This is a genomic window from Glycomyces arizonensis DSM 44726 (assembly GCF_000482705.1).
GTDB classification, from domain to species: domain Bacteria; phylum Actinomycetota; class Actinomycetes; order Mycobacteriales; family Micromonosporaceae; genus Glycomyces; species Glycomyces arizonensis.
On the sequence record NZ_AXWO01000002.1, the window covers coordinates 144246 to 168210 of the forward strand.

Annotated in this window: 21 protein-coding genes and 1 other RNA gene; 15 read left to right on the forward strand and 7 right to left on the reverse strand. The window is 70.7% G+C overall.

Going from position 1 to position 23965, the window contains the following annotated elements; genetic code table 11:
• The first annotated feature begins 48 nt into the window (after positions 1-48).
• Positions 49-570, forward strand: coding sequence for a hypothetical protein (locus tag H613_RS24140; RefSeq protein ID WP_035735940.1), 522 nt, complete (start codon positions 49-51; stop codon positions 568-570).
• A gap of 56 nt (positions 571-626) precedes the next feature.
• Here the strand turns inward: H613_RS24140 and H613_RS24145 are convergent, their stop codons facing one another.
• Positions 627-1436: a PP2C family protein-serine/threonine phosphatase gene (locus H613_RS24145; RefSeq protein ID WP_051392895.1), complete on the reverse strand. Its 810-nt coding sequence runs from the start codon at positions 1434-1436 to the stop codon at positions 627-629.
• Positions 1437-1697: 261 nt separating this feature from the next.
• On the opposite strand from H613_RS24145, the gene H613_RS28855 reads away from it, so the two are divergent.
• The 8 genes from H613_RS28855 (at position 1698) to ssrA (ending at position 9325) form a co-directional block, all read left to right on the forward strand.
• A complete protein-coding gene (locus tag H613_RS28855) occupies positions 1698-3023 on the forward strand; it encodes a serine/threonine-protein kinase (RefSeq protein WP_051392896.1) in 1326 nt (441 codons plus the stop codon).
• A 252-nt stretch (positions 3024-3275) separates the two neighbouring features.
• A complete protein-coding gene (locus tag H613_RS0103405) occupies positions 3276-3785 on the forward strand; it encodes a PadR family transcriptional regulator (protein WP_026922692.1) in 510 nt (169 codons plus the stop codon).
• Positions 3786-3914: 129 nt separating this feature from the next.
• Complete coding sequence (prfB, locus tag H613_RS0103410; protein WP_026922693.1) at positions 3915-5027, forward strand: peptide chain release factor 2; 1113 nt, start codon at positions 3915-3917, stop codon at positions 5025-5027.
• A 196-nt stretch (positions 5028-5223) separates the two neighbouring features.
• Positions 5224-5904 (forward strand): cell division ATP-binding protein FtsE, encoded by a 681-nt coding sequence (gene ftsE, locus H613_RS0103415; protein ID WP_026922694.1) that lies wholly within the window; start codon positions 5224-5226, stop codon positions 5902-5904.
• 23 nt (positions 5905-5927) lie between these two features.
• On the forward strand, positions 5928-6803 hold the full coding sequence (gene ftsX, locus H613_RS0103420) for a permease-like cell division protein FtsX (protein WP_026922695.1): 876 nt from the start codon (positions 5928-5930) through the stop codon (positions 6801-6803).
• Between the two features lie 136 nt (positions 6804-6939).
• Positions 6940-8181 (forward strand): M23 family metallopeptidase, encoded by a 1242-nt coding sequence (locus H613_RS28860; protein WP_051392897.1) that lies wholly within the window; start codon positions 6940-6942, stop codon positions 8179-8181.
• Positions 8182-8321: 140 nt separating this feature from the next.
• Positions 8322-8825: an SsrA-binding protein SmpB gene (gene smpB, locus H613_RS0103430; RefSeq protein WP_051392898.1), complete on the forward strand. Its 504-nt coding sequence runs from the start codon at positions 8322-8324 to the stop codon at positions 8823-8825.
• A 128-nt stretch (positions 8826-8953) separates the two neighbouring features.
• Positions 8954-9325: a transfer-messenger RNA gene (gene ssrA / locus H613_RS29795) on the forward strand.
• A gap of 140 nt (positions 9326-9465) precedes the next feature.
• On the opposite strand, the gene H613_RS0103435 is transcribed toward ssrA, so the two are convergent.
• On the reverse strand, positions 9466-10125 hold the full coding sequence (locus tag H613_RS0103435) for a response regulator transcription factor (protein WP_156925803.1): 660 nt from the start codon (positions 10123-10125) through the stop codon (positions 9466-9468).
• On the reverse strand, positions 10113-11399 hold the full coding sequence (locus H613_RS0103440) for a sensor histidine kinase (RefSeq protein WP_084546297.1): 1287 nt from the start codon (positions 11397-11399) through the stop codon (positions 10113-10115). The genes H613_RS0103435 and H613_RS0103440 overlap by 13 nt, the downstream gene beginning before the upstream one ends.
• Positions 11400-11537: 138 nt before the next feature.
• On the opposite strand from H613_RS0103440, the gene H613_RS0103445 reads away from it, so the two are divergent.
• A complete protein-coding gene (locus H613_RS0103445; RefSeq protein WP_051392899.1) occupies positions 11538-12299 on the forward strand; it encodes an ABC transporter ATP-binding protein in 762 nt (253 codons plus the stop codon).
• Positions 12296-14803, forward strand: coding sequence for an ABC transporter permease (locus tag H613_RS24160; RefSeq protein ID WP_035735945.1), 2508 nt, complete (start codon positions 12296-12298; stop codon positions 14801-14803). The genes H613_RS0103445 and H613_RS24160 overlap by 4 nt, the downstream gene beginning before the upstream one ends.
• An 86-nt stretch (positions 14804-14889) precedes the next feature.
• Here the strand turns inward: H613_RS24160 and H613_RS0103455 are convergent, their stop codons facing one another.
• From H613_RS0103455 to H613_RS0103465, 3 genes are all read right to left on the reverse strand, one after another.
• Positions 14890-17646 (reverse strand): M48 family metalloprotease, encoded by a 2757-nt coding sequence (locus H613_RS0103455; RefSeq protein ID WP_026922700.1) that lies wholly within the window; start codon positions 17644-17646, stop codon positions 14890-14892.
• Positions 17643-18110 (reverse strand): hypothetical protein, encoded by a 468-nt coding sequence (locus H613_RS24165; RefSeq protein WP_051392900.1) that lies wholly within the window; start codon positions 18108-18110, stop codon positions 17643-17645. The genes H613_RS0103455 and H613_RS24165 overlap by 4 nt, the downstream gene beginning before the upstream one ends.
• Positions 18111-18398: 288 nt before the next feature.
• Entirely contained in the window at positions 18399-19229 is an 831-nt protein-coding gene (locus H613_RS0103465; protein ID WP_026922701.1) for a Rossmann-fold NAD(P)-binding domain-containing protein, read from the reverse strand.
• Here H613_RS0103465 and H613_RS32855 point away from each other — a divergent pair.
• Complete coding sequence (locus H613_RS32855) at positions 19228-19422, forward strand: excalibur calcium-binding domain-containing protein (RefSeq protein ID WP_439330234.1); 195 nt, start codon at positions 19228-19230, stop codon at positions 19420-19422. The two genes, H613_RS0103465 and H613_RS32855, sit on opposite strands and share 2 nt — an antisense overlap.
• Before the next feature lie 67 nt (positions 19423-19489).
• Here the strand turns inward: H613_RS32855 and H613_RS0103470 are convergent, their stop codons facing one another.
• Entirely contained in the window at positions 19490-21439 is a 1950-nt protein-coding gene (locus H613_RS0103470) for a hypothetical protein (RefSeq protein WP_026922702.1), read from the reverse strand.
• A gap of 217 nt (positions 21440-21656) precedes the next feature.
• Here H613_RS0103470 and H613_RS0103480 point away from each other — a divergent pair, with 217 nt between their 5' ends.
• The 3 genes from H613_RS0103480 to H613_RS0103490 are packed head-to-tail and all read left to right on the forward strand — an operon-like array spanning position 21657 to position 23964.
• Positions 21657-22049: a GntR family transcriptional regulator gene (locus H613_RS0103480; protein ID WP_026922703.1), complete on the forward strand. Its 393-nt coding sequence runs from the start codon at positions 21657-21659 to the stop codon at positions 22047-22049.
• Positions 22046-22945 carry an ABC transporter ATP-binding protein gene (locus tag H613_RS0103485; protein WP_026922704.1) on the forward strand — a complete coding sequence of 300 codons (900 nt, stop codon included), beginning with the start codon at positions 22046-22048 and terminating at the stop codon, positions 22943-22945. The genes H613_RS0103480 and H613_RS0103485 overlap by 4 nt, the downstream gene beginning before the upstream one ends.
• Positions 22942-23964, forward strand: a complete 1023-nt coding sequence (locus tag H613_RS0103490) for an ABC-2 membrane transporter-related protein (protein WP_026922705.1) — start codon at positions 22942-22944, stop codon at positions 23962-23964. The genes H613_RS0103485 and H613_RS0103490 overlap by 4 nt, the downstream gene beginning before the upstream one ends.
• The last annotated feature ends 1 nt before the right edge of the window (position 23965 follow it).

Here is a 23965-nt window from a genome sequence, read left to right on the forward strand (position 1 = left end):
ACTTAGGATCGAGCTGTATGCCCAGCCCGAAAGATCCGGAGAGCCCCCGTGCGAACCATTGCCCCTCTCGCGGCCGCCCTGTGCGCCTGCGCCCTCGCGGTCGGCCTCGCCGCCTGCGACGGCGACCCCGGCGACCCCGCGAGCGAATCGCCCACCGCCGCGGTTACCGCGAGCGAATCGCCCAGCGCCGAAGCCACCGCGAGCGAGACCACTGAGACCACCGAAGCGCCCGAGCCCACCGAAGCCCCGAGCGACGACGACGGGACCGACCCGCGCATGGAACCGTTCATCGGAGCATGGACCGAGGACGTCCCGATGATGGGCAGTTCGTTCACCGTCACGGGCGACGGCTTCGTGGTCCTGACCGGTGAGGGCGGCTCGTTCGAAGGCACGATCGTCCTCGGCGACGGCCACCGGCATCAGCTCGAACTCGTGTCGACCGCGGGCGGCAGCCCGCCCGCCGCGATGCACTGGGAGCTGGAGTACCACCCCCCGGCCGATGCGATCCGCGTCTACGACACCAGGGACGACGGGACGGTCTACGAGCGCGAGTTCGTCAGGGAAGCCTAGGCCGCGTTCAATGACCGGCTGACCCCGATCCGGCCCGGTCGCCACCCGGGCAGGAGTCAGCCGCGCAGGTACAGGCCGACCACGATCGCCGCGACCACCAGCACCACCGCGATCGCCGCCGCGACCCACGGCCACCGCTTGAGCTTCTTGTGCTCCGAGACGTCGCCGACCACCACGGTCACGTTGTCCGGGCCGCCGCCTTCAAGAGCCAGGCGCACCAGCTCGTCCGCGGCCGCCTGCGGATCGGTGAAGTCCCGCAGCGCCGCCTCGATGACCTCCTCGCCGACCACGTCGCTCAGCCCGTCCGAGCACAGCATGTACCGGTCGCCGAGCGCGGCCGGGCGCGTCTCGAAGTGCGCGGGCGCGGGATTGGCCTGCAGCACGCGGGTCACCACCGACTTGTACGGATGGTCCTGCGCCTCAGCGGGAGTGATCGCGCCCTCGTCGACCAGGTGCTGGACGTAGGAGTCGTCGACGGTCACCTGCACGAAGTCCTCGCCGCGCACCTGGTACGCCCGTGAGTCTCCGATATGGACTATGTCGACGGCGTCGTCGCCCAGCCACAGCGCCGTCAGCGTCGTCGCCATGCCCTCCGACTCGGGGTTCTCGGCCACCGCCGCGCGGATCCGGTCGCGCGCGGCGTCGACGACCTCGCCCAGCTCGGCCTCGGCCTCGACCGGCGAGCGGCGGGCCAGCTTCGTCACCTCGGCGATGGTCACCCCGCTGGCGACCTCACCGGCGGCGGCCCCTCCCACGCCGTCGGCGACCGCGAGCAGGCGCCGCGACGCGAGGTGCGAGTCCTCGTTGAGATCGCGGACTTTGCCCACGTCGGTGGCGGCGCCGTAGCGCCAACGCAATTCGGTCACAGGCGATCACCACTGAGTTCGCACCGGGTTTCGGCATTCCGTATGAAGCATGGCCGTTCGAGGGACATGGGCGCAAGTGTAGTGGCCCGCCGATCACAACAGGCGACCGTCGATTCCCCGAGGCCCCCGCCGCCCGCCCCGACGTGCGCGAACTCGTGTATCCCCGGATCGTGCCACGCTTCCATCCGGCTTCTGACCAGCGTCGCCATCCGATTTACAGTGGAATGCCCAAGGGACGCGGCCGCACCACGAGGAGGCGCCATGAATGCCGTTCTGGCAGACCGCTTCGAGCTCCAGACTGAGCTCGCCCGTGGCGCGGTCGGCGTCGTGTGGCGCGGGCTCGACCGCGTCACCGGCGAGCGCGTCGCCGTCAAGGTCCTGCGCGGGGAGCTGCGCGGCGAAGGCGACATCGTCGAGAGCTTCTTCGCCGAGGCCGAGATCCTCAACGCCATCGAGCACCCCGGCGTCATCGGCGTGCGCGACTTCATCGTCACCGACGCGGTCCTGGCCATCGTCCTCGAGTTCGCCGAAGGCGCCGACCTGCGCGAGCACCTGCGCCTCCACGGGCCGCTGCCGGCGGCCGAGGCCGCCCGCCGCTGCGCCTTCGCCGCCGAGACCCTCGCCGCGGTCCACCGCGCCGGCTACCTCCACGGCGACGTCAAGCCCGGCAACCTCATGCTCGTCGGGGACGACGCGGTCAAGTTCATCGACTTCGGCATCGCCCGCGCCGCCGAGCGCACCACGACGCCCTCCCACGGCACCCCCGAGTACATCGCCCCGGAGGTCGCCGCCGGAGAATCGGCCTGTCCCGGCATCGACAACTACGCGCTCGGCCTGGTCCTGTACGAGGCGCTCACTGGGCGCAGCGCCTACCGGGGCGGCTCGATCACCGACGTGCTCGACCGCCACCTCGCCAAGATCCCCGTCAGGCCGGCCGCCGTGGACGCCGAGCTGTGGGCGATCGTCGAGACGCTCCTCGCGCTCGACCCGACCGAGCGCGGCGACCTCGACGACATCGCCGCCGAACTGCGGCGCCTGGCCCCGGGCCTGTCCGAGCGGGCGACCGCCCCGATCGAGCCGCAGCTGCGCGACCGCGGCGCCCCGGCGCCCATCGCCTACTCGCCGGTGACCCCGCCGGTCCCCGAGATCGCGGCCGCCGAGGTGCGCTCGGCGGCGAGGCCGTCCCGGCGCCGCGCCATGGCGTTCGCCGGCGCGGGGGCGCTGGGTCTGCTCGCCGTCGCGGCGTTCGTCCTCTTCGCTCTCCCCGGTGCCGAAGGCGACGATGGCGCCGATGTGGCCGACCCGTCCCCGACGGTCGAATCCACCGAGCCCGGTGAGAGCCCCGAACCCGCTGAGCCGGAGGGGAGCGTCGAGCCCACCGAACCGGCGGAGGAGGAGCCCGACGAGACGACCCCGGCGCCCGGACCGCAAGGCTCGGAGACGGATAGCGACACTCCCGGAACCGAAACGGACGGTTTGTCCGATTCAGATGAGGGCGCGGACGCCCCCGATGACTCCAATGAGGGCACTCCTGTGGACCAGTTCCCCGGATCCGACATCATCGGCTCCCATATGCCAGGCAACTGAATGCGACAACGACAGTCGATAATGCTCCGTAACTAGAGCGCGACACTCCGTCTCGCGATTTGCCGAGGCGATCGGGATCACACGATTGAAATTCTCCAAACACGCGTTCCACTGAACTATGCGCTTCCCGTCGATTGACAAGCCTTGCAAGGCAAACGATGGACCGTACGCGAGTATGTATAGGTAACGGTCAATCGACACATTGGAGCTGTCCACTTGTCAGAACAGCATCCACATGGCATCCTGTCGGGCATGGCAGGAAAAGAACTGAACGCAACCTCAGCGGCATTGCTGGGCTTGCTACATGAAGGTCCAATGACCGGTGGGCAACTCATGGCCGAGGCGACCCGTCGCCTCGGTCCGTACTGGACCATGACGCGCTCCCAGGTCTACCGCGAACTCCCGGCCCTGGCCGAGGCGGGCCTCGTCCGCGTCGGCAAGCCGGGACCGCGCGCTTCGGTGCCGTACACGATCAGCGCCAACGGCAAGCGCGCCTTCACCCGCTGGCTCAACGAGCCGGCCCGCATCGGCCAGCTGCGCGACCCCGTCGCGCTGCGCACCGCATTCACCGACTACATGGCCGCCGACACCGTGAACGACATGTTCGCCGACGCCACCGAGCAGCACCAGGAAGCCCTCGCCGAGGCCCGCGCCGCGGCCAAGGACTACGCCAGCGAGGACAACGGCGCCGCGACGGCCATGGACTTCGCCGTCGGCTACCACCGCGCCGCGCTCAACTGGCTCAAGAAGCGCACCTCCTAGCTTCAAGCACTAGGAGGCAGCGCACTCGACCGCAGACGATCACTTCAAGCGCGAAACGGGACGCCGGACCACATCTGGTCCAGCGTCCCGTTTCGTATGAGCGCGAATACAGGCGTACCCTGATCTGTTGTGACCAGTGTCGATGTTTCCGCCGATCTGCGCGAATTGAAGACGACCCTAGCGAGCGTCGAGGCCGTCCTCGACCTGCCGTCGCTGCGGAGAGAGAAGGACGAGCTCGAGGCCGCCGCCGCCGACCCGGGGCTGTGGGACGACGCCGAGCACGCCCAGAAGATCACCTCCCGCCTGTCCTACGTCCAGGCCGAGCTGAAGAAGCTCGCGGGCCTGCACGAGCGCATGGACGACGTCGAGGTCCTGTTCGAGCTGGCGGAGGCCGAGGACGATCCGTCCGCCGCCGCCGAGGCCGAAACCGAGCTCGCCGCCGTCCGCAAGGCCGTCGACGAGCTGGAGGTCCGCACCCTTCTGTCGGGCGAGTACGACGAGCGCGACTGCGTCGTGACCGTCCGCTCGGGGGCCGGCGGCGCCGACGCCTGCGACTTCGCCGAGCAGCTCATGCGCATGTACCTGCGCTGGTCCGAGGAGCACGGCTTCGGCACCGAGGTCTACGACGTCTCCTACGCCGAGGAGGCCGGAATCCGCTCGGCCACCTTCGCGGTGAAGGGCTCCTACGCGTACGGGCACCTCTCGGTCGAGCAGGGCACCCACCGAGTGGTGCGCATCAGCAAATACGACAACCAGGGGCGCCGCCAGACCGGCTTCGCCGCCGTCGAGGTCGTCCCCGCCTTCGAGCAGACCGACTCGATCGAGGTCCCCGACGAGGAGATCCGCGTCGACGTCTATCGCTCCTCGGGACCCGGCGGTCAGTCGGTCAACACGACCGACTCCGCCGTGCGCATCACCCACCTCCCGACCGGGGTGGTCGTGACCTGCCAGAACGAGAAGAGCCAGATCCAGAACAAGGCCACAGCGATGGCCCTGCTCAAGGCCAAGCTCCTCCAGCTCAAGCGCCAGGAGGAGAAGGCCAAGGTCGACGAGCTGCGCGGCTCGGCCACCGCCTCGTGGGGCGACCAGATGCGCTCCTACGTCCAGCACCCCTACCAGATGGTCAAGGACCTGCGCACCGGCCACGAGACCGCCGACGTCCAGGGCGTCTACGACGGCAATATCGACCCGTTCCTCGAGGCGGGCATCCGCTGGCGCCGCAGCGCTGAGAAGGCCGCCTAACGCGCGTCACGCCCCGATTTTCGACCCCGGACGGCCTACCATGGGCCGCGTGACCATAGTGGCTTCATCCGTTCGGGCGAAATCGCGTCGTCACTGGACCACACGCGGGACATATGGGCCGTAAGTGCCACGGTATGCCACGCATGTACTGGAGCCGCCCGAGCGGCGCGCCACTCAGGCGGCTAGACTCCGGCTCGTGATTGAGCTCGAGGGCGTAACCAAGCACTACCCCCGATCGAACCGCCCGTCGGTGGAGGACGTCAACGTCTTCATCGACAAGGGAGAGTTCGTCTTCTTCATCGGTCCGACCGGCGCGGGAAAGTCCACGATCATCAAGCTGCTGCTGCGCGAGGAGATCCCCGACAAGGGCAAGATCTCCGTCGGTGACATGGACGTGACCAGGCTGCGGCGGTGGAAGGTGCCGGCCTACCGGCGCAGCATCGGCTGCGTCTTCCAGGACTTCCGGCTCCTGCCGAACCGCACCGCCGCCGAGAACGTCGCGTTCGCGCTGGAGGTCATCGGCAAGCCCCGCTCGGTGGCGAGGCGCGTCGTCCCCGAGGTCCTCGAACTGGTCGGCCTCGGCGGCAAGGAGCACCGCTACCCCAACGAGCTGTCCGGTGGCGAGCAGCAGCGCGTGGCCGTGGCCCGCGCGTTCGTCAACCGGCCGCTGCTGCTGCTGGCCGACGAGCCCACCGGTAACCTCGACCCGGACACCTCGATCGAGATCATGCGGCTCCTCGACCGCATCAGCCGGACCGGCACCACCATCGTCATGGTCACCCACGACTCCAACATCGTGAACCAGATGCGCCGTCGCGTCATCGAGATCGAGAACGGCCAGATCGTCCGCGACCAGGCTCGCGGCGTCTACGGCTAAGCGGAAGGCAGAGAACAGAGCACATGCGCGCGAAGTACGTGATGTCCGAGGTCTTCCTCGGACTGTGGCGCAACATCTCCATGACCGTCGCGATGATCATCACCATGACGGTGTCGCTGTCGATGCTGGGATTCGGCCTGCTGCTGTACAACCAGGTCGACGTCATCGAGGAGTACTACCAGACCAGCCTCGAAGTGGTCATCTACCTGGACCGCGACGTGACCGAGGAGGTCACGGCGCAGATCGAGTCGGACCTGAAGTCGAACGACCTCGTCGCCCAGGTCGAGTACGAGTCGAAGGAGGACGCCTGGAAACGGTTCCAGGAGACCTTCGAGAAGTCGCCGGACCTGGTCGCCTCCGTGGACGCCGAGGTCCTGCCCGCCGCGTTCCGCATCAAGATGAAGAACATCGACCAGGCCGAGGAGCTCATCGCTCAGTTCGCCGACCGCGAGGGCGTCTACCAGGCCACGAACCAGAAGGAGATCCTCCAGCAGGTCTTCGACATCCTGGGCGGCGGGCAGCGCCTGACGCTCATCGTCGCGCTCGTCCAGGGCGTCGCGGCCCTGATGCTGGTCGCCAACACGATCCAGGTCGCCGCCTACTCGCGGCGCCGCGAGGTCGCGATCATGAAGCTGGTCGGCGCCCCGAACTGGTTCGTGCAGGCCCCGTTCGTCATGGAGGCGGTCTTCGCCGGCGTCATCGGCGCCCTGTTCGCCTTCGGCATCGTGGCCGCCGCGAAGGTCTTCGTCATGGAAGGCCAGTTCAAGAACCTGTTCAGCCTGATGCCGCCCGTCGAATGGAACTCGGTGCTGCTCCTGCTGCCGATCCTGGTCGGCATCTCCGCGGCCATCTCGGCGATCACTGCATGGATCACCCTCAGATTCAACATAAAGGTGTAAATTCACCCAAATGGGGTAGCTTGCCCCGAAATGCCGAAGGTCTATCACTGGTGGATTAACTTCGGGCCCTATGAGCACTGCGTGCACACGGATTCGGAACCGTGGGCGGGGTGACGGGTGGAATGGACGAATCGGTTTGCTGCTCGCGGCCCTGCTCCTCGGAGCGGCTGCGAGCAGCCCTGTTCTGGGACACTCCGCCGAAGCGGAGCTCGACGCGGTCGAACGCGAGAAGGCCCGCATGGCCGCCCAGCTCGAAGGCGCCGCCGAGGAGGTCCAAGAGGCCGGTCAGACCCTCGCCGAGGCCGAGGCCCTCCTGCCGGACGCCGAGGAGGCCGTCGCGGCGGCCGAAGGACGCGTCGCCGCAGCCGAGGCCGTCGCCACGGAAGCGGAGGAGCAGGCCGAGGCCGCCCAGGAGGCGCTCGAAGCCGCCGAGGACGAGCTGGAGGCGGCGGCCGCGGCCGTCGAGGAGGCCAAGAACAACAGGATCACGGTGCTCACGGCCACCTATCGGGGTGCCGAGCTGCTCACCGTCGACGCGATCCTCGCCTCCGACGACACCTTGCAGGCCATGGACCGGCTCTCCTATCTCGAGTTCCTGATCGACGCCAAGAACGCCGCGGTCGAGGAGGTCACCCTCACCCGCAGGAACGCCGCCAACGCGGAGGGGGCCGCCTCCCGCGCCCGGACCGAGGCCGCCGTGGCCGAAGCCGAGGCCGCCGCGACCCTGGACGCGGCCGAGGAGCGCTACAGCGAGGCCCAGGTCGCGCGCGAGACCGTCACGGAGCTCGTCGACGAGCGCGCCGACGCCCTGGCCGTGGCCGAGGCCGCCGAGGCCCAGGCCCAGGCCGAATACGAGGAGCTCGAGGCCGCCTCGGAGCGGCTCGCCGACGCACTGCGAGAGGCCGACCCTCCCGACGAGGACGAGGACTCCGGCGACGACTCCTCCAGCGACGATTCATCCTCCGGCGACGATGCGTCCTCGGGGTTCGTGCAGCCGGTCAGCGGCTGGAAGTCCTCGAACTTCGGGTGGCGCACGCACCCGATCTACGGCACGTCCCGCTTCCACAGCGGCACCGACTTCGCCGCAGCGAAGGGCACGGCGATCCACGCCGCCGACTCGGGCACCGTCGTCCAGGCGGGCTGGAACGGCGGCTACGGGATGCTCACCTGCATCAGCCACGGCGACGGCCTGACCACCTGCTACGGCCACCAGTCGAGCATCTGGGTGGAGAACGGCGAGCACGTGGACCAGGACGAGGAGATCGGAGCGGTCGGCTCCACCGGAGCCTCGACCGGCGCGCACCTGCACTTCGAGGTCCGAGTGGACGGCGAACCGGTCGAGCCCTTGGACTACCTGCCGTCCTGCCTGTGCCGCTGATCGGACCCACGGCGACGCCTGCGGAGCCGTAAATCGGCACTCACGGCGAAGCTTGCGAGCTGTAAATTGGCACTCACGGCGAAGCTTGCGAGCTGTAAATTGGCGTCGACATACATTTGTTCGATCGTTAAGCTTGGCCCGTGTCCAAGAAGAAACAGCCGAAGGCCAAGCACTCCGGCCCCGAACGCACCGTCGTGACCACGAACCGCAAGGCGCGGCACGACTACGACATCCTGGACACCTATGAGGCCGGGCTGGTCCTGTCCGGGACCGAGGTCAAGGCGCTGCGCCAGGGGAGGGGCAACATCGTCGACGCCTATGCGGAGGTCCGCAACGGCGAGGCGCGGGTGCACAACTTCCACATCCCCGAGTACGACTACGGGACGTGGACGAACCACCCGCCGAGGCGCATCCGCAAGCTCCTGCTGCACCGCGGCGAGATCGCCAAGCTCGGGCCGAAGCTCGACGAGGCCGGGCTGACGCTGGTGCCGCTGTCGGTGTACTTCCAGAACGGCTGGGCGAAGATGGAGCTCGGCCTGGCCAGGGGCCGCAAGACCTACGACAAGCGCCAGGCCATCGCCAAGCGCGAGGCCGACCGCGAGATCGAGAAGGCCGTCGGCAGGGCCGCCAAGCGCGGCCAGTAACCCGGGAATATCCCCCGAGCGGGTCTTGTTGCAGCGTGTGGCGGCCGCCGATATACGGTGGCCCCCGCTCGCGGCATTGAGTTAGAATTGCCGAGCACAACTGAACAGAGGTATCTCACCTCAACTGAGGGGCTGATCGGTTTCGACTCCGTAGGTTGATGTGAGGGAAGCGGGTCGAGGAAGCCAACGCCGTCTCGTAAACCGATGTTGGAAACCAACAAGTGCCAACGCAAAACGCACTGACTTCGCCCTCGCTGCTTAAGCGACAGTGAAGTTGCCGCACCGGAAGCGCGTCCGTTCCGGATCAGCGGCATCATTGAGGACGCTAGGTCGATGACTTGGTCGCTGGGTCGTCGCACGACACTTTCAGCGGCTGGAGCCCGTCTCACCGACTTGTCCGCGTGAGCGGTGGGGCTCGAGAAAAGGCACAGCGGACTGCACCCGGAGAAGTCTCACTGACACAGCGGAGGACCAGGGTTCGATTCCCTGCAGCTCCACACCACCGGCCCCCTCGCGGGCCCATATGATCGCCTGTGACCGGTCCTCGGTCACAGGCGACTGTGGTTCAGCCCTGTCTGCCGATGACCCGGTATCGGAGGCGTGGCCGATGGCGGGTCCGATTCGCCGGCGAGGTCGTCGTTCAGGGAGCCTCACCGTTGCTGTCGTAGCGGAGGTAGGCGAGGACGGCGAGGACGCGGCGGTGGCCGTCGGTTTCGGGCGGGAGGTCGAGCTTGGTCAGGATGTTGCCGATGTGCTTGGCGATCGCGGCGTCGGTGACCGCGAATTGCGCGGCGATGGAGGCGTTGGTCCGGCCCTGGGCGATCAGCGCGAGGACTTCGCGTTCTCTGTCAGTCAGGCGTTCCAATGTGGTCTGTATCCGGCGGCGGCCGAGGAGCTTGCGGACGATGTCGGGGTCGATGACGGTGCCGCCTGCGGCGACCTCCTCCACCGCGGCGAGGAACTCGGGGACCTCGCCGACCCGGTCCTTGAGGAGGTAGCCGACACCGCCGCCCAGTTCGACCAGTTCGGTGGCGTAGGCGTGCTCGACATACTGGGACAGCACCAGGACGGGCAGCTCGGCGTGCTCCCGGCGCAGCCGCAGGGCGGCGCGCAGGCCCTCATCGCGGTATCCGGGCGGCATGCGGATGTCGGTGACGACCGCGTCGGGCGGGTCGGCGGCGACGGCCCCGAGCAGCCCGTCCATGTCGCCGACCGCCGTGACGTCGTGTCCGGCCCCCGCGAGGATGAGGGCCAGTCCCTCGCGCAGCAGCGCCGAGTCCTCGGCGATCACCAATCGCATGGCAGCTCCGCTCGCACCCGTGTCGGCCCGCCCTTCGGGCTGTCGAAGACGATCGTGCCGTGCAGCACCGAGGCGCGGTCGCTCAGGCCGAGCAGTCCGGTGCCCCCGGCCGGGTCGGCGCCGCCGATCCCGTCGTCGCCGATCTCCAGGACCAGTGTGGAGCCGCGTCGGCGGCAATGGACCCAGGCGCGGGAGGCGCGGCTGTGCTTGGCGACATTGGTGAGCGCCTCGCTGATGACGAACCAGGCGGCGGCCTCGATCGGTTCGGGAGGGCGCTGCGGCAGGTCGATCCTGACGTCGACGGGGACCGCGCAGCGCTCGGCGAGGTCGGCCACGGCAGGGGAGAGCCCTCGGACGGTGAGCACCTGCGGGTGGATGCCGCGCACCAGTTCGCGGAGTTCAGCGAGCGTCGTCCGCGCCTGCCGATAGGCGTCCTCGACGGCCGCCCGGGCCTCTTCGGAGGCGTCCGCGAGCCGCAGCCTGGCCATGCCGAGGGTCATGATCAGGCCGGTGAGGCGCTGCTGGGTGCCGTCGTGGAGGTCGCGTTCGATGCGGGATCGCCCGGCGTCCATGGCCGAGAGTATCCGCTCCCGGGACCGCGACAGTTCGCGCACCCGCCGGTCCGCTCCGGCCTCGTCCCGGTCGACCAGGAAGTACCGGGTGAGCGCCGCCCGAGCGGCGGCATAGGCGGTGATCAGGTACAGCACCGGGGGAAGCAGCGCGAGCCCGAGCACGGTCGCCGCGTACGACGCCGGACCTTCGCCGGGTATGAGCCCGAAGAGCGCGTCGGGTTCGAACTCGGGGATCACCGCGGCGAGCAGCGGCCAGCAGATCACCTGAGCGACGCAGACGACCAGCAGGCCCACGACGAGATCCACCCAGGACAGCGCCAGCGAGAACACCAGCGCGTATCCCAGCGACCGCCAGGTCGCGGGCTCCCCGATCCTGGTGTGCATCCACCTCCACACCCCCGAGCGGTCCGGCGGCCGGTGCGGTGACGGCGCGGGCGCCGGGTCGACCATGCGCAGGCGCCATCGCTCGACACCGCCGAAGGGGACGCCGCCGAGCAGGAGCACGACCCCCAACGCCGGGACGACGAGCAGGGCGAGGGTCCCGGCGATCCACAGTGACGCGGTGACCCAGCCGGTGAGCAGCCAAGCGATCGAACGCCACGGCCGGGCGGACCGCAGCAGGCGCAGCGGCTCGCCGACGGGCGTCCGCCGGCGGGCCTGCTGCTGCCCCGCTCCGTGGGGCGGGTGATCGGTGGGGGTCATCTCGGTTGCGACGGTACGCGATCGCGGCCCCGCGCGTCACTCGCGCGGGTGCTACCGACGGAGGTGGGGCAGGCTCTACCCGAGTCGCTCGCCTGCGCGCCAGTGACACGGCCCCGGTGTGTCGGCGATGGTGCTCCCATGACGAATTTCGCCGACGAGCGCCGTACAGCGGCGCCGCTCATTCGACTGCACGCGGTGCGCAAGGTCTTCGGTGCCGGGCGGGCCGCGGTCACCGCCCTTGACGGGGTGACGCTCGATTTCGGGGCCGGCACCTGCACCGCGGTCATGGGCCCCTCCGGCTCGGGCAAGAGCACGCTGCTGCAGTGCGCCGCCGGTCTCGACCGCCCCTCGGAAGGTGAGATCGCGATCGGACAGGTCCGCCTGGACGATCTGGACGAGAACGGGCTGACGCGGCTGCGCCGCGAACGGATCGGATTCGTCTTCCAGTCGTTCAACCTGCTGCCCTCGCTGACCGCCGAGCGGAACGTCGCCCTGCCGCTGCGCCTGGCCGGGCGCAGGCCCGAGCGCGGCCGGATCCGCGAGGCGCTGGCGGCGGTCGGCCTCGCCGACCGGATCCGGCACCGCCCCAGCGAACTCTCCGGCGGTCAGCGCCAACGCGTGGCGATCGCCCGGGCGCTGATCACCGAGCCGGAGGTCGTCTTCGCCGACGAGCCGACCGGCGCGCTGGACTCCCGGACGGGCCAGGAGGTGCTCACCCTGCTCCGGTCGCTGGTCGACGACCGCGGCCAGACCGTCGTCATGGTCACCCACGACCCGGTCGCCGCCTCCTACGCCGACCGGGTCGTCTTCCTCTCCGACGGCCGCGTGGCCGGTGAGGAGCGCGACCCCGCGCCGCGGCGCGTCGCCGAGCGCATGACGAAGCTGGAGGAGCGGCCGTGACCGCGATCGCGTGGCAGACCTTGCGCGCCCGATGGACGACCTTCGTCGGCTCGTTCCTGGCGCTCGCGCTCGGCGCGGCTTTGTTCACGACCGCCGGACTGACACTGGCGGTCGCGCTCGACGATGCGGACGACGCGCCCCGCTGGTTCATGGAGCCGTCGGTCGTCGTGGCCGGGCCCGACATCGCGGGCGCCGCCGCGGACGACCCGGACGGACCGTTCGCGGCGCCGCCACTGCCCGCGGGAGAACCGGGCTTCGTCCCGGCCGAGGTCCCCGCGTCGGTGTCGTCCGTCGCCGGCTCGGCGACCGTCGTGGTCGACCGGATCGGCTACGCCCGGTTCGGCTCGGCCACCTGGGGCCATCCGTGGTCGGCGAGCGCGCTGCACCCGGTCGAGCTGGTGGCCGGGGCCCCGCCCACCGACGCCGACCACGTGGTGCTCGATGCGTCGACCGGCGCCGAGCCGGGCGACACCGTCACGGTCGCCACCGCCGACGGCCCGCGGCGCTTCACCGTCAGCGGCGTCATCGACACGCCCGCCGAACCGGCGCTCTACTTCAGCGACGCCACCGCGGCGCGGCTCGCGCACGACCGGATCTCGGCGGTGGCGCTGCTGCCCGCCCCCGGCACCGATACGCAGCGGCTGGCCGAGGACGTCGCCGCGGCGCTCGAAGCCATCCCGACCATGCGGGTCCTCACCGGCGACGAGCGCCGGAGCGCCGAACTCGACCCCGAGGCCGGGCTGATCATCGGCACTACGTCCCTTGTGGGCACGACGGCGGGCGTGGCGGGATTCGCCGCCGCCTTCGTCGTGGCCGGGACCTTCGCGTTCGGCGTGGTCCAGCGCAGGCGGGAGTTCGCGCTCCTGCGCGCTGCCGGTGCCACGCCTGCGCAGGTCCGCCGCCTGGTCGTCGGCGAGGCGCTCCTCGTCGGGCTCGTGGCGGGACCGGCCGGGGCCGCCCTCGGCGCCGTCCTCGCCCCCGTGTTCGCCTGGTGGTTGGCGCGCTACGGCCTGGCGCCGTCCGGCTTCACCGTCGATTACCGCTGGTGGCCCGCGGTCGTGGCGTGCGCGCTCTGCCTGATCGTGGCATCGGCGGGGTCGTGGGCGGCCTCCCGCAGCGCGGGCGCGATCCGCCCCGTCGAGGCGCTGCGGGAGTCCTCGGTCGAGCGGTCCGGCATGTCCGCGACCCGGTGGATCCTCGGGCTCGCCGTGCTCGGTGGTGCGATCCCCGTGGCAGGGTTGATGTCCGGCCCGGCGGGACCGGCCTACCTGCTGCTGGTGGTGATGCTGCTGATCGGCGGGTGCGCGCTGCTGCTGCCGTCGTTGATGCGGCCGTTCGCCTGGCTGGCGACCTGCGGGCGCAGTGCGGCAGCGGAGCTGTCCCGAGCCGCCGTCGGGAGTGGACGCCGCCGATACGCGGCCGCCATCGCCCCGGTGCTCATCACCATCGGCCTGGCCGGCGGCGCGCTCGTCGGCACGGCCACCATCGCCGCCACCGAGGCGTCGTCGCTGCGCCACCAGCTCATCGCCCCGGCCATGGTCGTCCCGGAGAGCGGTTCGCGGCTGCCCGGCGTCGCGGCGGATCGACTGCGGGCACTCCCGGACGTCGCCGCCGCGGTGCCGGTCAAGACCACCACCGTGTTCGATGCGAGCGAGGAGGCGGTGCGGCAGCGCACGGCCTGGTATGTGGACGGACCCGAGGTGACGGACGTGCTGCGCGTGCCGGTCGCCGACGGCTCGTTCACCGGACTGGAGGGCCGGACCGTCGCGGTCGCCGCCTCGATCGCCGACGCGCACGGCTGGGGCGTCGGCGACCGCGGACGCCTGTGGCTGGGCGACGGCGCGGTCGTCGAGCTCCGGATCGCCGCCGTGTTCACCGACCGGCTCGGACTGCCGGACTACTTCCTTCCGTGGCATCTGGCGACCGCGCACTCCACGGCTCCGCTGCCCGACACGCTCTACCTGGCGTTCTCGGGCGAAGCCGGACCCGCCGCCGCCGCGACCGCGGCGGGATCCTGGGGCGCCACCGTGACCGACCCCGAATCCCACTTGCGGTCGCTGGACGCGCAGTTCGATCGGCTGAACCGGATGTCCCTGCTCGCGGTCCTCGGCGCCGCCCTGGTCTACACCGCCGTCTCCATCGCCAACACGCAGGCGATGACCGCCGCCGGCCGGGCCGACGAACTGATCCTGCTGCGCAGGCTCGGCGCGACCCGGCGCCAGGTACTGCGCCTCGCCGCACGCGAGGCCCTCACCGTCGGGGGCGTCGGCCTCGCGCTCGGCGGCCTGGTCACCTGCGCCACGCTGGTCGCCGTCGTCGTGGCGCTCGGCAGCCGCACCGACGCGATGTCGGTCCGGATACCGTGGTCGGCCATCGCGGCGATCACCGCCTGCTGCGCGGTCATCGCGCTCGTCGCCGACACCGCCACGACCTCCCGCCTGCTGCGCGGCCACACCGGCACCGAGCGAACGGTCAAGCCCCGGCGATCAGTGCCGCGACAGTGACGGACGACGATCCCCAGGCCGAACGCCGCGGCCCGAAAGAAGCCGATCACGGTGTCCTCGGTGAGCCTGCGGTTGCGAAAGGCGCACTATTCGAAGACCGCGCCGAAGGCCTCGGCGAACGCGAGGTACTCCGGGATGGTCTCCTCCCTGAGCTCACGCACGGCCGTCGCCCAGACCGTGCCGTCGCCGCTGTCGATCGAGGACTGGAACTCGTCGGCGCAAGTGACGGCACGGTCGTAGACGCCATCGAGGAAGTCGCTCCACAGCGCCTGGAGCTCGGCGTCGGGGATCTCGAAGTAGTCGTCGGCGTCGAGGACCGTCTCGGTGAGGCGGTCGCATGCCTCGGGGACGGCGTACAGAGGGTCGAGCGTGCGCTCGGACTCGGGGGTCGAGGCGTATTCGGCGACGGCCTCGTCCACCGTTCCGAGGTGTTCGGCGAAGCGCTCGAGCAGGTCCATGCCGCCGCCGTTCAGCCACGCGCGGACCTGTTCGGCCACCAGCTCGGGGGGCCGCTCGCCTTCGCGTTCGATCCAGCCTTCGAGCACCCCGGGATCGGTGCTCGTCGTGAGCAGCATCTCCAGGTAGTACCGGTCGCGCCAGCCGCTGAAGAACAGGGCCAGCGCCAGGACCGCCGCGACCGCGACAGCGGCGGGACCGAGGCGCTTCGTCTCGCCGGCGGCTTTCTCGGGTCCCGGCCTCCGCCGCGCGAGGCGCTGGACCGCCGCGCCGATCGCGGCGGTGATCGCCGCGAGGACGAGCGAGCCGACCACCAGGAGGTTGAGCGGCATGGAGAGCTCCGGCCAGGCGAGATCGGTGCGCCAGCCGCAGTCGGTCTCGTACACGTTCAGCGGCCCGAGGCAGCCGTCCGCCGCCGTGAGCGCGATGAATCCGGCGACACCCGCCCAGATCCCCAGGTACACCGATACGAGCGTGCCGAGCAGGCGCAGCCGCGGGCGGCCGGCGTTCGCCGCGACCGCGGCGACGATCGCGCCGGCGAACAGCGCCGCGGCGCTGGACCAGTAGTAGAGCGAGTGCTCGATCGAGTAAGGGTTCACGGCGTCCGTGAAGCCGAGTCCGCCCAGCACCAGCCGGATCGCGACGATCCCGAGGAGCGCCGTGGCGGCGCCCGCGATCGCGGGCTTGAGGCCGCGGGGCAGCGGCTCGAATCCCCACCGCCGCAGCGGGGGCGCGATCCGCGGCAGGAGCGCCGCACCCCACATCAGCGCGACCATCGCGAACAGGAGCGGCCCGGCGGTCGTCAGCAGCGCTGGAGTGAGCGCGTAGAACACTCTGACCGCCCAGCCGTCGGGATCGCCGCCCTTCGACTCGACGGTGGCCCCCCATTCCGATTGGACGTAGTCGGTGTCGAAGTACGGGTACAGGCCGTCGAAGAATCCGGAGGAGTACCGCCAGGCCACCAGCATGACCGACAGGACCGGCAGCGACAGCGCGATGACCGCCGCCAGCCGCGGGACGGAGGCACCGGAGCCGGCCCACTGCCGCGCGGTCTCGGAGAACCACCATCCGAAGAGGACCGCCATGGCGACCAGCGCCAGCGCGAACTCCGGGTGCGGCGGCAGACGCGTGAACGAGAACGCGCCGTCCACGAACGGAAGGCCGAGCATCATGCCGAGACCGAACCAGAATCCCGCCGCGGCCCCCTGCCCGCCGTCGCCCAGCGCCGCCGCCTGGCCGATGTAGACGCCGACGATCGCGGACGCGGCGAGGGCGCCGATCAGCGCGGCCGCCAGCATCGACGGGACCGGGGACCAGGGGATCTCGGTGAACGCGAACTGGAGCCGGTAGAGCATGATCGAGGTCGCGAGCCCGGTGAGCGCCAGCGCGAACGGTTTGATCCGCTGGATGGACTCGGGCTCCTCCAGCGAGGCGCGGCGCATGTCCCAGTCGGGATGCACCCGCCAGATCCGCAGGAACCGCTCCCAGCGGCCCCGCTCGGACCGCGCCGCCGCGGCGGGCCAGACATCGGGGCGCGACCTGGCGGTCTGGTCGGCCCGGATCTCCCTGACCCGCAGGACCTCCGTCCGCGACAGGTACACGAGAACGGCGAGGACCCCGGTGGCCGCGATGCTCTTGAGGTTGATGCCGATCAGGTTCGTCGCCCACGAGTAGTGCCGTACCGAGTCGAGGAACAGGTCCGAACGTATGACCAGGTACGGGACGAGCACGAGCCACAGGAACACGCGCCACATCGCGATCACCAGGAACGTGACGGTGAGGTCGCGGTTCTTCAGGTGCGCCAGCTCGTGCAGCACCACCGCGTCGAACGTCTCGGGCCTGGTCCTCCGGGCGTCGACGAGCCCTCGGTGCATCCGCATCCGCGGTCGGCCGTTGCTCCCGAACATGACCGCGCTCTCCGTCGCCGCGACGGGATCGACCACGACCCGCAACCCGCTCGCGAATCCGAACGCGGCCGCCAGCTCGTCGAGTCGTTCCCGAGCCGCGTCGCCGCCGGGCACGAGTTCGAGCGGCACGTACCTGCCGCGCCGCGACTTCCACTTCGGCATGGCCTTGAACAGGACGAGGGTCGAGACGAGCAGCAGCCCGATCCACACCGCCGCCAGCCACATCGACGGCGCCGGGTACCGCTCGAGGCAGGCCGCGACCGCGTCGGCGTTGCGGCTCAAGCTGTCCATCGAGTTCGCCGCCGTGTCGATCTCGGCGTTGACGCCGGCGGCCCGATAGCAGTCCTGCCGTTCGAGGTTGCCGCCGAGCAGGTTGCGCGCCTCCAGGATGGTCGCGCCGGTGCTGACGAGCATGAGCGCGACGAGCTGGACGAACCGGAGCGTCGTGGCGGCGTCGACGGCGAGACGGGGGCCGCTCACCGCTCCGGCGGCCCGGTGCGTTCGTCCTCCAGCTCCAGGCGGCGAAGCAGCGCGTCGGCGATCGCCCTGCCCTGCTCCTCCGACAGGCCGCGCCGTTTCGCCTCGGCCTCGACCTTGCGGCGGAGGCGGGCGAGTTGCCGGTGCTCCTGCCGCGGCACCCTCCGGTCGGCCTGCCGCTTCCCGAACCGCGACCGAGTGCCCTTCACGATCCGGTCGATCAGGGTGTCCGTGCCGCGGGTCACCAGGTGCTCGACCACGATCCACACGATCGGCGTCGCGAGCAGCACCAGGTCGGTCGCCCCGAAGCCGAGCGGTTCGGTCCGGGCGCGGCGGCGGCGCATCGCACGCGTGACGTTCCGGTCGTCGATGAGCCGCAGCCCTTCGACATAGTCGAGTTCAGCGGGGGCGACGTCGGCGACGACGTCGCGCACGACCTCCCAGAGGGTGCCGAGGTCTTCAGACATGGCGGGGTTCCCGTTCGCTCATGGGGCGTGGGCCGATCGGCGTCGATGGGCACTGGAACGTTCCATCGTATGGGACCGTGGCCCGTCGGCCAGAGCCGTGTCGGATAGCCGACAGTGCGTGTTCGTCATCGACGGGGTGCTCGGCGGGGTGCTCGACGGCGGTGACGGGACTGCGCACGACACGGACCGCTGCGGTCGACGTCGGCGACGATGGCCGCCTGCACGCGTGCTTGCACGAGTGTCAGGTCGCCGAGTGCCGCCTGCCGAAGTACGCGCGGAACGGGGCCGTCAAGACCACGCGCCGGCAGCGGCCGCGGCGCGCACGAACGCGTCGAAGGTGACAGGCGCCCTTCCCAGGACGTCCTGGACGCCGGTGAACGGGGTGGCGTAGAACCCGGCACGGACGCCGTCCGCGGCCTCCAGAGACCAATCGACCGCGTCAGCGGGCGCGCCCTTGGCGAGCGCGGCGGCCGCCCATGCTTCGGGCTCCACCTCGACGACACGAAGGTCCATGCCGGTCGCCTTGGAGATCAAGGCGGCCGCGTCGACATAGGACATGGCCGCGGGACCGGACAGCTCGTAGACCGGTTCGTGGCGTGCCTCTGCGGTGAGGAGCGCGACGGCCACGTCGGCGATGTCGGCGGCATCGATGAAGTCGACGGCGGCATTGCCGGTGGCCACCAGCCGAATGGTGCCGCCGATGACGGACTGCCGGAGGTTGCCTTCGGAGAAGTTCTGGTCGAACACGCTCGGCCGGAGCACGATGCCCTCGGCGCCGGGCACCCGCACCGCACGCTCCAGCGCCAGCATCCGCTCGCTGCCCGCGCGGGCGCTGCGGCCCGACAGCAGCACCAGCTTGCGAACCCCGTTGTCGACCGCCAATCGAGCGAAGGCCGCCACCTGCTTCGCCGCCAGATCGGGCACCGTCGGAGGAGCGATATAGACGCGATCGACACCGTCGAGGGCGGCCCTCCAACCGGACGGGTCGTACCAGTCGAATCGCACGGCGCCGGACCTGGAGGCCGCCCGAGGCCGCTCACCCAGGCGGCGCAGACCCTCGACCACTCGCCGACCGGTCTTGCCCGTCGCCCCGACCACGAGGATGTCCGTCCCCGACATGACAGTTCCCTTCACAGACAAACCAACCGAGGGAGAAGCGTACCCGCGGGCAACCGCGTCCACCACTGAAGAAGGGGCCTGCTGCGAGCACTGCGACGCCGCTCGCGCCGCGGGTGCCGCCCAGGTCCGCAGGGGCGATCCCGGCTATGGCTCCCATCTCGACCGAGACGGTGACGGTGTGGCCTGCGAATGAACGCCGCACGGCATCGGACATGAGCCATCGAGCGGCCATCGCGAGGATGGCCGCTCTTCTGGTTCGCTCAGCGGAGCCCGTAGGAGCGGATCGTCGTGTAGGCGATCTCGTTGCCGTGGTCGTCGGCCGCGTTCACGCGGATGGAGACGAACCGGGCGTTCCAGGGATGGTGCAGTGTCGCTTCGGCCGTGTCGCCGTCGCGGTCGAGGTCGACCTCGGTCCACGTCCGGCCGTCGTCGTAGGAGACCTCGAGGCCGAGCTCGGTGAGATGCGAGTCAGGATCGCCGAAGTCGCCGGGTTCGAGCGCGAGCGTGACCTCCTGGCGGCATCCGGCGTCGGCCCAGCCGCCCTCGACGTCCTCGGCGTCGAAGGACACCGTGGGCAGTGAACGCAGCGCCACGCCCTCCTCGCCGAGGTCGGCCGGGTCGAAGTCGAAGGTCCACGCGGCCCGCGACTCGGTGGCGAACAGGCCGGTGCCGGTGTCGCGGGTGCCGCTGAGGGCGAGCGTGTAGCGGCCCGCGCCGTCCAGCGCGAGGTCGACGCCGTCCATCGGGTCGCCGTGCCACGCGCCGAGCTTCTCCCCGTCCTTGATGAGGAAGGCGGCGGCGTCGTAACCGAGGAGCCGCAGGTCCTCGCCCGAGTGCCCGGCGCCCAGGCTCGTCTGGAGACTGAGGGAGCCGGCCTCGTCGAAGCCGAAGAGCCAGCCGTCGGCCGTGCCGCCGCCGAGCGGGCCGTTCACCATGTCGCGGTGGGTCCGCTCGCCCGCTTCGAGCACGATTGTCTCGGTGCTGACGAACCCCTCGGTGATGCCCCAGCCGTCCTCGTCGGTCCGGCCGCCCATCGCCATGGTCGCCCATTCCACAGAGGAGTCGGCGTTGTAGTACTCGATGCGCTCTGAGGGGAACTCGACGGGGACCATGCGGCAGTCCTGCGCCCCGACGTCCTCGCCGATGAGGTCGCCAAAGGTGCAGGTGAAGCCGCGCACCGGCGTCCCGAGGTCGTGGTATTCGGTCCGCACCGCCGCCAGTTCGGCCTCGGTGACGGTGAACGAGGTGTCGTGGGGGAACGACCCCTGCTCGAGGAACGCGAGGTTGTAGGTGTACGCCTCGCCCGCCCCCTCGGGGCTGTCGAGCACCGGCCGGAACGCGAAGTCGACCTCCCGCCCCGGGAGCGTCGATCCGGGCATCAGGTAGATGTCGGTGTCCGGTCCCGAGTAGTCGGTGTACCCGAGGTTCCCGGTCGCTCCGATGGAGACCTCCGCGCCCCGCAGCCGGGCGTCGGGGCGCGGCACGTCGACGGTCACCGGCGAGGCGTCGGCGGCGTCGAGGACCAGTTCGTACGGTGCTGAGCCGATGGTCACCGGCGTCATGCCGAGGACGATCTCGGTGCGCTGCCCTTCGGCGTCGTCATTCCAGGTGCCGTGCACGAGGGTGTAGCCGCCCGGTTCCAGGCTCACCGTGCTGCGGCCGTCCGCGTCGAACTCCAGGATCCCGAACGCCCCCGTCGCGTTCTGGCTCACCAGCACGAAGTCGCCTTCGGGGACACCGCCGGAGCGGTCGAGGATCCGCACCGTGAACGGCTGCGCCGCAGCCGCCTCGGAGGCGACGGCGGCGCCGGTCAGCCCGGCGTCGCCGATGCCGTCCAGTTCGGACTCGCTTGCCGTTCCGGCGTCGGCGATGCCCGCCGCGGCCAGGTCGGTGACGTTGTAGCGGCGCGGGTCCTCCCGGCCCGTCTTGACTGCGTCGGCCCTGTCACTGGGGATGACGAGGGTGTCGCCCGAGCCGTCGGGCGCGGGGATGGTGAGGAATCCGACGTCCTCGCGTCCTTCGGCGGGCAGCAGTCCGGTGCCGCCGTCGGGGAGCACGGCCACCGTGTCGCCGGTGGGCAGCACCACGGTGTCGATCGGGGTGCCGACCGGTTCGCCGCCGGTCTCGGCGTGAGCGGTCGCCCCTCCGGCGAGCGCGGTGGCGGCGAACGCCGCCACCGCCGCGAAGCCGAGGGAGAGTTGTCTGCGCATGCTGACTTCCTTTGCAGTTCAATCAAAAAGGCCGTTCGGCCTCTTCCTTGCATACGCGGTAGGGCGCGAGTCGAGTTGCATACCAGGGATGTATTTCTGGGTGGCGGCGCTCTCGGGCTCCCTGTTGCGGATCGGCCTGCGGTTCCGGCGGGGCTTGCCGGTTTTCATTATATTGCTATAGTGCTAGCTAACTAGTTATTTGAACGGAGTGCTCGAGGTGATCGAGTTTCATCTGGACCCCCAGACCGGCCTCTCGCCGTACCGGCAACTGGTCCGCCAGGTCCGCCAGGCGCTGCGGCTCGGGCTGCTGCGCGAAGGCGAGCAGCTCCCGACCGTCAAGGAGGTCGTGGCGCAGTTGGCGATCAACCCCAACACGGTGCTCAAGGCGTACCGCGAGCTCGAACACGAGGGCCTGGTCGCCGCGCGCGCCGGCGTGGGGACCTTCGTGACCGCCTCACTCGCCGTCGCCTCGCCCGAGGCGACCGAGCGGCTGCGGGGCCAGCTGCGGCGCTGGCTGGCCGAGGCCCATCGGGAAGGACTGGACGACGAGGGCATCGAAGCGCTGTTCGCGACGACGCTTCGGGACGACACGCACGAGGACATAGCATGACCGCACTACAGACGCAGCATCTCGCCAAGCGCTACGGCCGCCGTCCGGCATTGAGCGACTGCACCCTGGACATTCCCGCCGGGCACATCGTGGGGCTGGTGGGCCCCAACGGCGCCGGCAAGACGACCCTGCTCAACCTGGCCGCGGGTCAGCTGACCCCCACGGCGGGGGAGATCACCGTGCTCGGCGAGGAACCCGGTTCGAAGTCCGCCCTGGCCAAGGTCGGCTTCGTCGCCCAGGGGACGCCGACGTACGGCACCCTGGGCGTCGCCGACCACTTGCGGCTCGGCGCCAGAATGAACCCGCGCTGGGACGCCGACATGGCGCACGACCGCATCCGGCGGCTCGGCCTCGACCCCGCGATGCAGGCGCGGCAGCTCTCCGCCGGGCAGCGCGCGCAGCTCGCGCTCACCCTCGGCATCGCCAAACGCCCCGAGCTGCTCCTCCTCGACGAGCCGGTCGCCGCCCTGGACCCGCTGGCCCGCCGCGAGTTCCTCCAGACGCTCATGGAGGCCGCCGTCGAGTCGGAGCTCAGCGTGGTCCTGTCCTCGCACCTCGTCTCCGATGTGGAGCGGGTCTGCGACTACCTGATCGTGCTGGTCGACTCCCGCGTCCGCCTGGCGGGCCCGCTCGACGAGCTGCTGGAGTCCCACCGCCTGCTCACCGGATCGCGCCGCGACCCGGCCGAGCTCCCCGCGGAGCAGCGGCTCGTCACCGCCAGCCACACCGACCGGCAGAGCAGCCTGGTCGTCCGCACCGACGCCCCCGTCCACGACCCGTCGTGGACGGTCAACCGCCTCAGCCTCGAGGACCTCGTCATCGCCTACATGCGCGATGGCGCCGTCCATGACCATGCCGCCCCCGCCACCGGACCGAACCTGAAGGTACTGCGATGATCTGGCTCACCTGGCGACAGTTCCGCGCGTCGGCCGCCGCCGCGGCCGCGGCGCTCGCGCTCCTGGCGATCGTCTTCGCCGCCACCGGACCGGCGCTGGCCGACCGCCTCGCCGACGACTTCGCGGCCTGCACCGCCGCGAGCACCGGCCGCGGCGGCGCCTGCGCCGCCATCGGCCAGACCTTCTTCCACGACCACCGGGCCGAGTTCCTGCTCGTCACCGGCCTCGCGCTCCTGGTGCCCGCGCTCATCGGGCTGTTCTGGGGAGCGCCCCTGATCAGCCGCGAGACCGAGTCGGGCACCCGCGCCCTGGCATGGGGCCAGAGCGTCACCCGCGTCCGGTGGCTCGCGGTCAAGCTCGGCGTCGTCGGCGGGGCCGCCGCGCTCACCGCCGGACTGGCCACCCTCGCCGTGACCTGGTGGGCCCACCCCATCGACACCGCCGCCGCGGGCGACTTCCCGCGCATGGAGCCCCTCCTGTTCGCCGCCCGCGGCATCGTCCCCATCGGATACGCGGCCTTCGCCTTCGCCCTCGGCGTCGCATCGGGGCTGGTGGCGCGCCGGACCCTGCCCGCCATGGCCGTCACGCTGCTGGTCTTCGCCGCCGTCCAGGTCGCCATGCCGCAACTGGTCCGGCCCCACCTGATCGAGCCGGTCGAGGCCGTCATCGAGATCAGCGACCGCAACGCGGCCGACTTCGACGTGGTGCGGGTCGGCCCCGACCAGGTGGCCGTCGACACGGGCGACTCGGGCGCATGGCTGCTGTCCAGTCGGCTGCTGGACCCCTCGGGGCAGCCCGTCGACGCCGTCGACGTCCCCACCGCCTCGGGGCCGTGCGGCCCGCAGCCCGCGATCGACGCCTGCTTCACCGAGATGAACCGGCTCGGCTACCGGCTGGAGGTGGTCTACCAGCCCGCGGACCACTTCTGGCCGCTCCAGTGGATCGAGACCGGCGTCTACGCCGCCCTTGCCGCCGCCCTGGCCGCCTTCTGCCTGTGGCGCGTCCGCCGCGCCTGCTGAA

Bases quoted from the DNA above. Each gene is read 5' to 3' on its own strand.
- H613_RS28855 (WP_051392896.1), top strand. From the start codon at position 1,698: ATGAATGCCGTTCTGGCAGACCGCTTCGAGCTCCAGACTGAGCTCGCC.
- H613_RS0103405 (WP_026922692.1), top strand. From the start codon at position 3,276: ATGGCAGGAAAAGAACTGAACGCAACCTCAGCGGCATTGCTGGGCTTG.
- ftsX (WP_026922695.1), top strand. From the start codon at position 5,928: ATGCGCGCGAAGTACGTGATGTCCGAGGTCTTCCTCGGACTGTGGCGC.
- H613_RS0103435 (WP_156925803.1), bottom strand. From the start codon at position 10,125: ATGCGATTGGTGATCGCCGAGGACTCGGCGCTGCTGCGCGAGGGACTG.
- H613_RS0103440 (WP_084546297.1), bottom strand. From the start codon at position 11,399: ATGACCCCCACCGATCACCCGCCCCACGGAGCGGGGCAGCAGCAGGCC.
- H613_RS0103445 (WP_051392899.1), top strand. From the start codon at position 11,538: ATGACGAATTTCGCCGACGAGCGCCGTACAGCGGCGCCGCTCATTCGA.
- H613_RS24165 (WP_051392900.1), bottom strand. From the start codon at position 18,110: ATGTCTGAAGACCTCGGCACCCTCTGGGAGGTCGTGCGCGACGTCGTC.
- H613_RS32855 (WP_439330234.1), top strand. From the start codon at position 19,228: ATGACAGTTCCCTTCACAGACAAACCAACCGAGGGAGAAGCGTACCCG.
- H613_RS0103465 (WP_026922701.1), bottom strand. From the start codon at position 19,229: ATGTCGGGGACGGACATCCTCGTGGTCGGGGCGACGGGCAAGACCGGT.
- H613_RS0103470 (WP_026922702.1), bottom strand. From the start codon at position 21,439: ATGCGCAGACAACTCTCCCTCGGCTTCGCGGCGGTGGCGGCGTTCGCC.
- H613_RS0103485 (WP_026922704.1), top strand. From the start codon at position 22,046: ATGACCGCACTACAGACGCAGCATCTCGCCAAGCGCTACGGCCGCCGT.
- H613_RS0103490 (WP_026922705.1), top strand. From the start codon at position 22,942: ATGATCTGGCTCACCTGGCGACAGTTCCGCGCGTCGGCCGCCGCCGCG.